This window comes from Stenotrophomonas maltophilia, assembly GCF_006970445.1.
In the GTDB taxonomy this organism is placed as follows: Bacteria; Pseudomonadota; Gammaproteobacteria; order Xanthomonadales; family Xanthomonadaceae; genus Stenotrophomonas; species Stenotrophomonas maltophilia_AU.
This window is the reverse complement of the sequence record NZ_CP033877.1, coordinates 2,004,183-2,017,503: the sequence shown is the minus strand read 5'-3', so window position 1 is coordinate 2,017,503 and position 13,321 is coordinate 2,004,183. Positions and strand designations below refer to the sequence as shown.

11 protein-coding genes are annotated in these 13,321 nt (G+C 66.5%); 5 read left to right on the top strand and 6 right to left on the bottom strand.

Annotated elements, in window-relative coordinates:
• The first annotated feature begins 23 nt into the window (after positions 1–23).
• Together EGM71_RS09375 and EGM71_RS09370 are read left to right on the top strand one after the other, a co-directional pair.
• Positions 24–1,499 (top strand): amino acid permease, encoded by a 1,476-nt coding sequence (locus EGM71_RS09375; protein ID WP_188489397.1) that lies wholly within the window; start codon positions 24–26, stop codon positions 1,497–1,499.
• An 82-nt stretch (positions 1,500–1,581) separates the two neighbouring features.
• A complete protein-coding gene (locus tag EGM71_RS09370) occupies positions 1,582–3,009 on the top strand; it encodes an amino acid permease (protein WP_075674591.1) in 1,428 nt (475 codons plus the stop codon).
• A gap of 60 nt (positions 3,010–3,069) precedes the next feature.
• Here EGM71_RS09370 and EGM71_RS09365 read toward each other — a convergent pair whose 3' ends face one another.
• Positions 3,070–3,444, bottom strand: a complete 375-nt coding sequence (locus tag EGM71_RS09365) for a hypothetical protein (protein WP_188489395.1) — start codon at positions 3,442–3,444, stop codon at positions 3,070–3,072.
• A gap of 252 nt (positions 3,445–3,696) precedes the next feature.
• Between EGM71_RS09365 and EGM71_RS09360 the strand changes: the two genes are divergently transcribed.
• The 3 genes from EGM71_RS09360 (at position 3,697) to mtnC (ending at position 5,687) form a co-directional block, all read left to right on the top strand.
• Complete coding sequence (locus EGM71_RS09360; RefSeq protein ID WP_126930649.1) at positions 3,697–4,338, top strand: methylthioribulose 1-phosphate dehydratase; 642 nt, start codon at positions 3,697–3,699, stop codon at positions 4,336–4,338.
• Positions 4,339–4,430: 92 nt separating this feature from the next.
• Positions 4,431–4,988 carry a 1,2-dihydroxy-3-keto-5-methylthiopentene dioxygenase gene (locus EGM71_RS09355; RefSeq protein ID WP_012510903.1) on the top strand — a complete coding sequence of 186 codons (558 nt, stop codon included), beginning with the start codon at positions 4,431–4,433 and terminating at the stop codon, positions 4,986–4,988.
• 3 nt (positions 4,989–4,991) lie between these two features.
• Complete coding sequence (mtnC, locus tag EGM71_RS09350) at positions 4,992–5,687, top strand: acireductone synthase (protein ID WP_188489393.1); 696 nt, start codon at positions 4,992–4,994, stop codon at positions 5,685–5,687.
• A 202-nt stretch (positions 5,688–5,889) separates the two neighbouring features.
• Here the strand turns inward: mtnC and EGM71_RS09345 are convergent, their stop codons facing one another.
• The 5 genes from EGM71_RS09345 to EGM71_RS09325 form a co-directional block, all read right to left on the bottom strand.
• Positions 5,890–8,508: a beta-mannosidase gene (locus tag EGM71_RS09345; RefSeq protein WP_188489391.1), complete on the bottom strand. Its 2,619-nt coding sequence runs from the start codon at positions 8,506–8,508 to the stop codon at positions 5,890–5,892.
• 91 nt (positions 8,509–8,599) lie between these two features.
• Positions 8,600–9,826, bottom strand: coding sequence for an AGE family epimerase/isomerase (locus EGM71_RS09340; RefSeq protein WP_188489389.1), 1,227 nt, complete (start codon positions 9,824–9,826; stop codon positions 8,600–8,602).
• Entirely contained in the window at positions 9,823–10,818 is a 996-nt protein-coding gene (locus EGM71_RS09335) for a carbohydrate kinase family protein (protein ID WP_188489387.1), read from the bottom strand. The genes EGM71_RS09340 and EGM71_RS09335 overlap by 4 nt, the downstream gene beginning before the upstream one ends.
• 7 nt (positions 10,819–10,825) lie before the next feature.
• Positions 10,826–12,139 (bottom strand): L-fucose:H+ symporter permease, encoded by a 1,314-nt coding sequence (fucP, locus tag EGM71_RS09330; RefSeq protein WP_188489385.1) that lies wholly within the window; start codon positions 12,137–12,139, stop codon positions 10,826–10,828.
• A 59-nt stretch (positions 12,140–12,198) separates the two neighbouring features.
• The gene (locus tag EGM71_RS09325; protein ID WP_014037023.1) at positions 12,199–13,248 is read right to left on the bottom strand and encodes a LacI family DNA-binding transcriptional regulator; all 1,050 of its coding nucleotides are present in this window, start codon (positions 13,246–13,248) and stop codon (positions 12,199–12,201) included.
• Positions 13,249–13,321 lie beyond the last annotated feature (73 nt).

Here is a 13,321-nt window from a genome sequence, read left to right as displayed (position 1 = left end):
ATCCGATCACTAGGAAGTACTGCATGCTGAAAGCTCTGTTGAGGGTCAAGCCGGTCCAGCCGGCCGGGCACGTCGATGCCGGCGAACCCATCGAAGGCAGCCTGGACGGCGAAGCCACGTTGAAACGGACCCTCACGGCTAAACACCTCATCCTGCTTGGCGTGGGTGCGGTGATCGGCGCTGGTATCTTCGTGCTGACCGGCCAGGCCGCAGCCAACCACGCTGGCCCGGCAGTGATGCTGTCGTTCGTGATCGCCGGTTTCGCCTGCGCCCTGGCGGGCCTGTGCTACGCCGAGTTCGCGGCGATGATGCCGGTCTCCGGCAGTGCCTACTCCTATTCCTACGCCACCCTCGGCGAAGGCATGGCCTGGTTCATCGGCTGGTGCCTGGTGCTGGAATACCTGTTTGCCTCGGCCTCGGTCGCGGTGGGCTGGTCGGCGTACCTGATCAGTTTCATCACCACCACCCTGCATATGCCGTTCCCGGACCTGCTCAGCGCCGCGCCCATCGCCTGGACCGGCAGCGAGTTCGTCTCCTCCGGCAAGCTGTTCAACCTGCCGGCGGTGCTGATCGTGGCGGCGGTGTCCGGCCTGCTGTACGTGGGCGTGACCCAGTCGGCCTTCGTCAATGCGATCATCGTGGCGATCAAGGTCACCGTCATCTGCCTGTTCATCGGCATCGGCGCGGCCCACATCGACCCCGCCAACTGGCAGCCGTTCATTCCGGAAAACACCGGCGTGCCGGGTGAGTTCGGCTGGAGCGGCGTGTTCCGTGCGGCCACCATCGTGTTCTTCGCCTACATCGGCTTCGATGCGGTTTCCACCGCCGCCGGCGAGACCAAGGACCCGCAGCGCAACATGCCTATCGGCCTGCTCGGCTCGCTGGCCGTGTGCACCGTCGTCTACATCATCGTCTGTGCGGTGCTGACCGGCATGATGCCGTACCACCTGCTGGGCACCGACAAGCCGGTGGCCACCGCGCTGGAACCCTACCCGACTCTGTCCTGGCTGAAGACGTTCGTTGAGATCGGCGCCATCGCCGGCCTGTCCTCGGTGGTGCTGGTGATGATGATGGGCCAGACCCGCATCGCCTACACGATCTCCCGCGACGGCCTGCTGCCGAAGTTCTTCGGCAAGGTCCACGCCCGCTTCCGCACCCCGTACGTCGCCACCATCGTGGTCGGCGTGATCGCCGCCGCGCTGGCCGGCCTGGTGCCGCTGAACGTGCTGGGCGAACTGGTCTCGATGGGCACCCTGCTCGCGTTTGCCACGGTCTGCATCGGCGTGCTGGTGCTGCGCTATTCCAAGCCGGACCTGCACCGCCCGTTCCGCGTGCCGATGGTGTGGATCATCTGCCCGCTGGGCGCGGCCACCTGCCTGTTCCTGTTCTGGCAGGCGTTCGTGGTGCACTGGCACCTGTTTGTTGGCTGGACGCTGCTCGGCCTGCTGATCTACCTGGGCTACGGCATCCGCAACAGCAAGCTGGCCAAGTCGCCCTGATCCGCCTACGGGCCGGCCTCGTGCCGGCCCGTCCGTTTTCCCTGCGCGCCCCTGACGGCGCGCTTCGACAAGACCACCACACATGTTCAAGCAACTGTGGGCCACCAAGCACCCGCATGCCGCCCATGAAGACGCCAACGGCCTGAGCCTGCGCCGCCACCTCGGCCCCTGGGGGCTGACTGCCCTGGGTATCGGCGCCGTGATCGGCGGCGGCATCTTCGTCATCACCGGCCAGGCCGCTGCCAACCACGCCGGCCCGGCCATCATGCTGTCCTTCGTGCTGGCCGCCATCTGCTGCGCCTTCTGCGCCCTGGCCTACGCCGAATTCGCCTCGATGGTGCCGGTTTCCGGCAGTGCCTACACCTATACCTACGCCACCTTCGGCGAGCTCTCGGCCTGGTTCATCGGCTGGATGCTGGTGCTCGAGTACGGCGTCTCCGCCTCGGCGGTCGCGGTCAGCTGGACCGGCTATTTCCTCAGCCTGCTCAGCCAGTTCGACATCCATCTACCGGCAGCGCTGGTCAGTGCCCCGCTCGACGCCCAGCTGCGACCGACCGGCGCGATCGCCAACCTGCCGGCAGCCGCACTGGTGCTGCTGCTGACCTGGCTGTGCTACGTCGGCATCAGCAAGTCCTCGGCGATGAACATGGCGATGGTCGTGCTCAAGACCGGCCTGATCGTGCTGGTCATCGTGGTCGGCTGGAAATACGTGGACACCAGCAACTGGACCCCGTTCATCCCGGCCAACGAAGGCCCCGGGAAGTACGGCATGGAGGGCGTGCTGCGTGGCGCGGCGATGGTGTTCTTCGCCTACATCGGTTTCGAGGCAGTGTCGGTGGCGGCGCAGGAGTCGAAGAATCCTCAGCGCGACATGCCGTTCGGCATGATGCTGTCGCTGGTGATCTGCACCGTGCTGTACATCGCGATGGCGGCGGTGATGACCGGCCTGGTGCCGTTCCAGCTGCTGGGCACCGATGAGCCGGTGGTGACTGCCGTGGCCGCGCATCCGCAGCTGGGCTGGCTGCGCTGGGTGGTCGAAGTCGGCGCGCTGGTCGGCCTGTCCTCGGTGGTGCTGGTGATGATCATCGGCCAGCCGCGCATCTTCATGATCATGGGCCGCGACGGCCTGCTGCCGCCGGTGTTCACCAAGATCCATCCGAAGTACCGCACCCCGCACATCAACACCGTGATCACCGGCATCGGCATCGCGCTGCTGGCGGCACTGTTCCCGCTGGACATCCTTGGCGAGCTGACCTCGATGGGCACGCTGATCGCGTTCGCGGCCGTGTGCGCCGGCGTGCTGATCCTGCGCCGTACCCAGCCGGACCTGCCGCGACCGTTCCGCATGCCGATGGCGTGGCTGATCTGCAGCCTGGGCGTGCTGAGCTGCCTGGCGCTGCTGTCAGCGATGACGATGCACAACTGGATGCTGATGGGCGTCTGGACCTTCGTCGGTTTCGTGATCTATTTCTGCTATGGCTTCAGGCACAGCCGTCTGCGGGGTCAGTAAGAACGGCAGGGCCACGACGGCCCTGCCCTTCCGCTTGCGGGTGCGAGGCACCCGCCTCGCCTAGCGACGATTGAACCAGATGAGCTGCTGTTGCCAGCCTGCGCCAGCCATGCAGCCCCGGAACTCGCTGCCGCGGTCGGACGCATTGACGTCCACGATGTAGCTCTCCTCTTTCGGCATCGGCACCATGTTGTACTTGCCGTCGATCGTGCAGACTTCATCGAGCCTGCAGGGCACCTTGCGGTCCTCGTAGACGGTGCGCGTGGCCACTTCATTCCTCACCGGCCAGTGATCGTCGGCCCGCGCCGCGCAACTCGAGTGGGCGGGGCCGAATGGCCGTGCTCCCGCGTCCATTTTCACCCATTCCATCGTGCAGCCACTGCAGGCCAGCACGACACCGATCACCCCCATCACTCCCATCGCGCGCGCGATCATCGAAATACTCCTGTCCTTGGCGCTCGCCGGAATCTCTGCGGCCACTCGATGGTGTTTCGAAGCATGAAGGCTGTCCACGACCGGAATCGCTTCCAGCGTGCTGGCGGCCTCCCCCATTCAGCTAGCGCTGTGCCTACCTCGATCCAAATCCTGCAGCCCCTGTGACAACGCACTGCCGCGCCTTGCACGCTCAGCGGGTCTGCCGCTGCTGCGCAGGTCCAGCGACGAGCCGAATCCAGTAAAATCACCGGCATGAACGCCCCCTCCTTCCCGTACGACACCGCGCGCCTGAGCGAACTGGCCCAGCTGCTGATCGACAACGTCCGCGAACTGGCCCACGCCGGCTGGACCCCGGCCACCAGCAGCAACTTCTCCCACCGCCTGGACGACCGCCACGCGGCGATCACCGTGTCCGGCAAGGACAAGGGCCGGCTGATCGAGGACGACATCATGGTGGTGGACTTCGACGGCCTGGCTGTCGGCCGCCCGCTGCGCCCCTCCGCCGAGACCCTGCTGCACACCCAGCTGTACCGTCGCTTCCCGGACGTCGGCTGCGTACTGCATACCCATTCGCCGGTGCAGACCATCGCCTCGCGCCTGTATGCGCCGCAGGGTCACATCCGCCTGGAAGGCTACGAGCTGCTGAAGGCCTTCGCCGGCAACAGCACCCACGAGATGGCCATCGATGTGCCGGTGTTCGCCAACACCCAGGACATGAACGTGCTTTCCAAACAGGTCGATGATCTGCTCGACCGGCAGAACCTGTGGGGCTACCTGATCGACGGCCACGGCCTGTACGCCTGGGGCCGCGACATGGCCGAGGCCCGCCGCCACATGGAAGCGTTCGAGTTCCTGTTCCACTGCGAGCTCGAGCTGCGCAAGCTGCGCGGCTGAGCCTGCGTGCAGGTGCAGATTCCGATCCGGAATCTGCGCCTCGCCCCTACCCTGCTACCCTGTCTTCCCCCCGAGACGTTCAAGCTGCCGCCATGAGCCGACTGCGCATCTACGACGACACCCGCCCCGAATCGCCGCTGCTGGATACCCAGGACGGCGCGATCATCGCTGCCGAACTGCAGAAGATCGGCGTCACCTTCGAGCGCTGGCAGGCCACCGCGCCGGTCGCGCCGGGCGCCAGCCAGGAGGAAGTGTTCGCGGCCTACCGCGCGGACATCGACCGCCTGGTCGCCGAGCGCGGCTTCAAGAGCGTCGACGTAGCCTCGATCGCCCCCGACAACCCGAACCGCGCCGAGCTGCGCAGGAAATTCCTCGACGAGCACTTCCACAAGGAAGACGAGGTGCGCTTCTTCGTCGCAGGCTCCGGCCTGTTCACCCTGCACGTGGGCGACAAGGTCTATGAGATCGAGTGCGTGAAGGATGATCTGATCGCCGTGCCCGATGGCACCACCCACTGGTTCGACATGGGCGATGAGCCCAGCTTCGTGGCGATCCGCTTCTTCACCGAGCCGGATGGCTGGGTCGGCCACTTCACCGGCACCGACATCGCGCAGAAGTTCCCCCGTTACGTACCTACCCAGGCGTCCTGATCCATGCAGCCCCGCGTCATCCTGACCGACATCGAAGGCACCACCAGCAGCATCTCGTTCGTCAAGAACGTGCTGTTCCCCTATGCCCGCAAGGCCTTGCCGGCGTTCGTCGCCGAACATGGCCAGCAGCCGGATGTCCGCCGCTGGCTGGACGCGGTGGCCACCGAGATCGGCGGCGCCTGCCAGGACAGCCTGGTGGCCGAGACGCTGCAGGGCTGGATTGACCAGGACCGCAAGCACACCGCACTGAAGGCACTGCAGGGCCTGATCTGGGACGAAGGCTACCGTCGCGGCGACTACACCGCGCACTTCTACCCGGAAGTGGCGCCGGTGCTGAAGGGCTGGCATGCTTCCGGCCTGCCGCTGTACGTGTACTCCTCCGGCTCGGTGCCGGCACAGAAGCTGTTCTTCGGCTTCAGCGACGCCGGTGACCTCAGCCCGCTGGTGTCGGGCTGGTTCGATACCGAGATCGGCGGCAAGCGCGAGGCCGACAGCTACCGCCGCATCGTGCAGGCCATCGGCGTGCAGGCCGGCGAGATCCTGTTCCTGTCCGATGTGGTGGAAGAACTGGATGCCGCTCGCGAAGCCGGCCTGCAGACCCGCCTGATTGATCGCCTGGACGATTACCCGCTGCCGCGCACCGGCCAGGCCACCAACGGCCACGAGCGGGTCGAGAACTTCCAGCAGATCCAGCTGTAAAGCGACGGGTAGATGCCAACCTTGGTTGGCATGTTCCGGGTGTGCCAACCAAGGTTGGCACCTACCAGCACAGGATGTGCCGATGTGCCGCCTTCAACGATCGAGGTGTGCGGACCAACGTGCCGCCCCCACCAGGCTGCCGGACCGCGTTTCTGGGACATGCCAACCAAGGTTGGCACCTACCGAACAGGATGTGCCGCCCTCAACGGTCGTTGAGGGTCCTCAGCTTCAGCGCTTCGCGCAGCGTCGTCAGATCCACCGGGCCGCGCACCGCAATGTCCCGGGTTTCGCCCGGCAGCAGGTCCAGCAGGTTGTCTTCGACCTGCACGTCCAGCGCACCGAAATCGATCCACGTCGCGCGCACGTAAGCCGCGCTTTCCAGCCGCAGTCGATAGTGGTCGCCTTCGATGGACAAGGTGGCCTTGAGCTTCTGCCGCGGCAACACCTGGTCCTTGGCTTCGACGAATCCGACCACTTGGCGGGCACTCACCGCCCCGTTCTGCAGCAGCTCGAACACCGCCACCGTGCGCCTCGGATCGGCACCGGCCAGGAGTTCGGCATCGCGGAAATCACCGATCGAGGTGACACCCGCCGCCGTCAACGTCACCGCGTCCTCGCGACGACGCAGCACCTTGCCGTCCCCATCCATCACCCGCAACCGCCAACGTGCATCTGTAGCAGCGCCATCATTGATCAGGCGCACCCGCGTACTGCCCTCATCACGCAATGCCGCCAGCGTGACCGGCGCGAAGAAGCGCCGCGCGGCGAAGTGCAGCGCCTTCCAGCGACCGAAGTAGTCCACGCTGGACCATGAAGCACCCGGCCAGACGTCGTTGAGCTGCCAATACAACGAGCCCATCGTGTACGGCCGCGAGGCGCGATGATGCAGTGCCGCCAGTGCGATGCCATCGGCCTGCATCACCTGGCTGAGGTAGACGAAGTCCTCGAAGTCCTTCGGCGTGCCGTAACCCATCTCGATGTAATGCAGAAGACGGCTGTTGCCTTCGCCGGCCATGAACTTCTGGTGCGCGCGGATCACCGGGCTGTCGATGCGCTGCTCGGCGCGGGTGGCGATCTGGTCGACCGTGGCCACTGCCGGCCACGCCTGCAGGCCGTACTCGGACATGAAACGAGGCGTCTCGCGCAGATAGGCCTGCACCGGCAGCGCCGGATTGCCCCACACCTGCCAGTAGTGCTTGTCGCCACGCGTGGAATCGTTGGCCTTCTCATCCAGGTCGTTGCTCGGCGAGCTGGACCAGTACGGCACGCCCAGGCCATCCTCGCTGACCACCTGGCGCAGGTCGTTGCCGAACAGGTCGACATAGCCCTGCCAGACCTTCGCCGCGAAGGTCGGATCGGCTGCCTTCAGATCGCGGCCGTGGCCCCAGTCCTTCCAGGCGGTCTCTTCCTCGTTGTTGCCACACCACAACACGATGCTGGGGTGATGGCGCAGTCGGCGCACGTTGTCGCGCGCCTCGGCCACCACGCTGGTACGGAAGGCCGGATCGTAGCCCGGCTGCATGCCGCCGCCGAACATGAAGTCCTGCCAGACCAGCAGGCCCAGCTCGTCGGCGATGTCGAAGAACGCGTCATCCTCGTAGTAGCCACCGCCCCAGTTGCGCAGCATGTTCATGTTGGCATCGCGCGCGGCGGTCAACACCTGGCGCAGGCGCGCGGCATCGACACGGGCGGGGAAGGCGTCGAACGGAATCACGTTGGCGCCCTTGGCGAAGATCGGCACGCCGTTGATGACGAAGGCGAAGCCCTGCCCGCCCTTGCCGTCCTTCTCGCGGCGCAGCTCAACCGTGCGCAGGCCGATGCGCTGCTCGCGCACCAGCGTTGCATCGGCGCCACCATCCAGGCGCGCCTGCACCGTGTAGCGATCCTGCGCGCCATGGCCGACCGGCCACCAGCGCTTTGGTTCCGCCAGTTCAATCGGTAGTTCAACATTGTTCTGACCGGGCTTCAGCAGCACGGTGCGCTGCACCTGGGCCACGCTGCGACCCTGCGGATCGCGCACATCCACATTGACGACCGCAGAACCGGCGGCGCTGCCCTGCTCCACCTGCAGCAGCACCGCCAGCTTCGCCTGCCGGGCGTCCAATGCATCGGTGCGCACGGCAAGATCGGTCAGGCGGTGCGTATCCCAGGCCTGCAGATCGACGCCGCGCCACACGCCGGCAGTGACATAGCGCGGGCCCCAGTCCCAGCCGAAGTGGTAGGCCGGCTTGCGCGCGAAGTTGCCGACCATCGCGTCTTTGGGCTCATCCCCATAGGGCGAGGGATAGTTGCCGGCGATTTTGTGCGGCATCGCCAGTACGCCCGGCAGCAGCGTGCGGATCGGCGAGCGGAACACGATCTGCAGCTCATTGCTGTTCGCGCGCAGGCGCCCTTCCACGCGCGCGCGCCAGGTACGGTGCGCGTTGTCCGCGCGCAGCAGTGGCTTGCCGTTGAGGCTGACCTCAGCGTAGGTGTCCAGCCCATCGAAGCGCAGCTCGGCATTGGGCCTGGCCAGCGTCGCCGCATCCACGTCAAAGCGGGCGCGGTACTCCCAGGCAGCCAGGCCGATCCATTGCAGCTCGGCCTCGGGCGCACCGACGTACGGATCGCGGATCAGCCCATGCGCCAACAGGTCGGTGTGCACGCTGCCCGGCACCTTGGCGGCACGCCATTGCTGCAGGCCCGGATGGGCTGCGCCTTCGGCGTCGCCGGGCAGCATGCGGAACTGCCACTGTGCCTGCAGCGGCGCTGCGGTTGCCGGGAAGGCGGAGGCTGCGATCAGCAGCAGGAGCAGACGGACAACGAGGGAAAGACGATGCACGCGGAGCTCCTGTTTTTCCGCCGGACGTGACCCGGCGCTACCGATTTCGGATCGCCAGGCATGGCCTGGCACTACTGCATTCGAACGATCTTCAACGCACCACGTTCAACACTTCGTAGCACGCGCCCATGGTGTGGTAATCCACCTTGCCGGCCGGGCTCTTCTCGTCGCTGTACTTGCGGTTGTCGGCATCGAGGATGCGGAACCAGGCGCCGTACTGGTGGTCGACGAAGTGCTCCCACGAGTACGCCCAGATGCGCTCGTACCACTGCCAGTAGCGGTCGTCGCCGGTGCGCTTGGCCATCAGTGCGGCGGTGGCCAGCGTTTCGGCCTGCACCCAGAAGTACTTGTCGTCGTCGCAGACGAAGCTGTCGCCACCGATCGGCGCGCCATCCATGCCCGGCTGCCGGCGCGATTCCGGTGCGAAGCCGTAGTACAGGCCGCCTCGCGCGTCGTCCCAGCTGCGCGCCACGGCCACGTCGAACAGGTGCTGCGCTGTCGGCACCAGCCATTCGGCCTGCACGTGGCGATCGAGGATCAGCAGCAACTTGGCCCACTCGGTCTGATGCCCCGGCTGGAAGCCCCACGGGCGGAACAGGTGCTTGGGGTCGTCCAGGTTGTAGTCCCAGTCGATCTCCCAGTTCTCATCGTAGTGCTCCCAGACCAGCCCACCGGCCTTGGCGGCCTGGCGACGGGTCATGTTGTCGGCCAGCTGCAGCGCGCGCTCGACATAGCGCTGCTCGCCACTGGCCTCGAACGCCGCCAGCATCGCCTCGCACATGTGCATGTTGGCGTTCTGGCCGCGGTAGCCGGTGAAGTTCCACTGGCCATCGGCTTCGTCCTTGTAGAGGCCGTGCTGCGGCTCCCAGAAGCGCGTTTGCAGCAGCTGCCAGGTCTCGTCCATCCAGTCGCGGGCCTGCTCGACACCCGCCTTCAACGCGCAGCTGTAGGCCAGCAGCACGAAGGCCACGCCGTAGCAGTGGTTCATGTCGTCCTCGACCTTGCCATCACGCAGGGTCCAGGCGTAGCCGCCGGTCACCGGGTTGCGGTGCACCTCGCGCAGGTAGCGCACGCCGTGCTCGACCGCTTCCCGGTATTCGGCGTTGCCGAATTCGCGGTAGGCCATCGCGTAGTTGAAGACGAAACGGGTGCTGCTCACCAGGTGGCGGTGGCTGGCATCGTAGATGCTGCCGTCGTCACGGAAGTAGTGGAAGAAGCCGCCGTTCGGATCGATGCAGCGCGGATGGTAGAACGCCATCGTGTCGGCGATATGCGCGCGCAGGAACGCGGGCGAACGGAAATCGGGTGTGGTGCTCATGCGGTAATGTCCTGTGCCTGCAGCAACTGCTGCACTTCATCGAGCGAGGGCATCGCGGCGAACGCGCCCTTGCGGGTAACCGCCAGCGCACCCACCGCGGCGCCGAAGCGCAGCGTGGCGGTGATCGCCTCCGGGTCCTGGCAGAACGCGGCGAAACCTGCACCGGCCCCGCCGCGCTCCAGCAGGCCGACCAGCACGCCACCGACGAAGGCATCACCGGCCGCCGTGGTGTCGACCGTGGCCACGCGGAAGCTGGTGACCGTACCGTGGTTGTCGCGGGTGTACCAATGCAGCGTCGCTGCACCATCGGTGACGATCACCCAGCGCGCCTGCGCGGCCAGCAGGCGACGCAGCACCGCCGCCTCGCCGTCGTCGCCCAGCGGTGCAGCCAGGTACTCCAGCTCCTCGCGCGACAGCTTGATCAGATCGGCGCGCTCCAGCGCCTGCCACAGGCGCGGCGTCGGGTCCTCGTTCGCCGGCCACAGGGCAGGACGCAGGTTGAGGTCCAGGCTGACCACCGCGCCGGCAGTGCGGGCACGGTCCATGCCGGCGAAGGTCGCCTCGGCGATGGCCGGTTCGGTCAGGCTGTTGGAACAGACGTGGAAGCACTGCGCGCTGTCGAAGCACGCGGCCTGGAAATCGCTGTCACGGAACAGCAGGTCCGCCGCCGGCGGGCGGTAGAAACTGAAGCTGCGCTCGCCACCGGCGTCGAGGGCGACGAAGGCCAGTGCGGTCTTCGCCGCATCGGTACGCACGATGTAATCGGTGCCCACACCGTGCTCGACCAGGCTGTCGGCCAGGAAGTCACCGAACATGTCACGGCCCAGCATGCCAACGAACTGGGTCTTCGCACCCAGCCGCGCGGCGGCTACCGCGACATTGGCCGGCGCGCCGCCGGCATACTGCAGGAACGCGCGCGGGGTGTCGGCCGAGGCCGGCGGCTGCGCTAGTAGATCGATCAAAATTTCGCCGAAGCAGACAATGGCACCCATTCCGGACTCAGCCTCCCTGCGTTGCGGAAGCCGGCGTACGTGCGCCGACCAGTCCGTAGAAAATGATGTAGCCGTAGCACAGCAACGGCAGGATGAAGCTGGCCTGCACACCGATGTGATCGGCGAGGACGCCCTGCAGGTACGGCACCACGGCACCGCCGACGATGGCCATGATCAGCAGGCTGGAGCCCTTGTTGGTCAGCGGGCCCAGGCGCTCGATGCTCAGCGCGAAGATGGTCGGGAACATGATCGAATTGAACAGGCCGATCGCCACCACCGAGTACAGCGCGATGTTGCCGGAGGTCAGCATGGTCGTGACCAGCAGGGCCACGTTGACCAGCGCGAAGATCGCCAGCAGGCGGCTGGGCGAGAAGCGCGCCAGCAGCGCGGAGCCCGCGAAGCGGCCGATCATCGCCATCGTCCAGTAGGCCGACACGTAGTGCGTGGCTTCCTGTTCACTGAAGCCGCCGATGTTGGGCATCGACAGGTAGTTGACCAGGAAGCTGCCGATCGACACTTCGGCGCCGACGTAGAAGAAGATGCCCAGCACGCCCAGCAGCAGGTGGCGCTTGCGCAGCGCATCCAGGTAGCTGTGATGGTGGCCCTGGTCGGCCTGCTCGGTGGCGTCGCTCAGCGCCGGCAGGCGGAACAGGAACACGAACAGCGCCAGCAGCACCAGCGCAACGGCCAGGCCCACGTACGGGCCCTGCACGGCCTGCGCCTCGGCGGCGCGGTAGGCCAACTGCTCGGCGGCCGGCAGCGCGCTCAGTTCATCGGCACTCTTGACCGTGTTGGACAGGATCAGCATGCCACCGAAGATCGGCGCGATGGCGGTACCAAGGGAGTTCAGCGCCTGCGCCAGGGTCAGGCGGCTGGAGCTGGTCTGCTCCGGGCCCAGCAGCGCGACGTAGGGATTGGCAGCGACCTGCAGCACGGTGATGCCGCTGGCCAGCACGAACAGTGCACCAAGGAAGGCGCCATACACGCGCAGCTCGGCCGCCGGCCAGAAGCCCAGCGCACCGATACCGGCAATCACCAGGCCCGCCACGATGCCCTTCTTGTAGCCCAGCGCCGCCACCAGGCGACCCGCCGGCAGCGACATCAGGAAATAGGTGCCGAAGAAGGTGAACTGCACCAGCATCGCCTTGGCGTAGTTCAGCTCGAACACCGCCTTCAGGTGCGGGATCAGGATGTCATTGAGGCAGGTCAGGAAGCCCCACATGAAGAAGATCGTGGTGACGACAGCCAACGCCTTGCCGTTGGTGACGGCGGGTGCGTTGCCCGAAGATCCCGTTGGACGGGGCGTTGCGGAGATCGGCATGCGGTACGCGCCTCGATGCGCGGAAGGTCGTTGTTGCGTGGAAGGGGGTATGAAGGGAATCAGTTCGGTCGCGCGGCACTGCTTTCGCGGATGCGCAGCTGCACCGGCGCGACCGTGCGCCGTGGCGGCGCGTCCGGTTCATCCAGTCGTTGCAGCAGCAGCGCGGCAGCTTGCCGACCCCGCTCGCGCGGATCGGCAGTGAGCGTGGTCAACGGCGGCACCGCGACCGATGCCTCGGAAATATCATCGAAGCCGGTAACGGCGAAGTCGCCGCCCGGACGGATGCCGCGCGAATTCAGGCCCAGCATCAGGCCCAGCGCGACGGTATCGTTGTAGCAGACCGCCGCACTCGGGCGATGGCCATCGGCAAACAGCTCATCGGTGCGCGCCGCGGCTTCCAGGCGGTTCGGCGCGGACTCGATCATCCAGCCCGGCGGCAGCGACAGGCCCGCTTCGGCCAGCGCCTGCTGGAAACCGGCGCGGCGCTGGTGGCACGAGCTCGACGCGGCGTGGCCACCGAAGAAGGCGATCTGGCGATGTCCACGCTCGATCAGGTGGCGCGTGGCCAGATAGGCACCGTGCTGGTTGTCCAGGGTCAGGAAGTCCCAGTCGGCCCCTTCCAGTTCGCGGTTGAACAACAACACGTTGGCATTGGCGCCCAGCGCCTGCCGCAACAGCGCGGTGTCACTGCCCTCGGCCGGTGACAGGATCAGGCCGGCCGGGGTGTGCTCCATCAGCGTGGACAGCACTGCCTGCTGGCGCTCCGGCGATTCGCCGGTGCTGCCAAGCAGGGTCACGTAACCACGCCCGCCCAGCGCCTCGTCCACGCCCGATGCGAATTCGGCGAAGAACGGGTTGGACAGATCGTTGATCACCAGCGCGATGCTCGACGAGGTACGCCGGCGCAGGTTCGCTGCCGCGCGGTTGTAGACATAACGCTGACGGCGCAGTTCGGCCTCGACCTTGGCGCGGGTATCGACGTTGACCAGCGGGCTGCCGCGCAGCACCAACGACACGGTTGCCCGTGACACGCCGATGGCACGCGCGATGTCGGTCACCGTCACCGCCTTGCCGGCGCGCTTGCTGGGACTGCTGCCGTTGTCGTTCATCGTCTTCCCGGACTCCGCTGGAGGCTCAAGCCTAATGGATCAGGGCCGTGTCGTGCCGTGCCGTTCGCTGGGT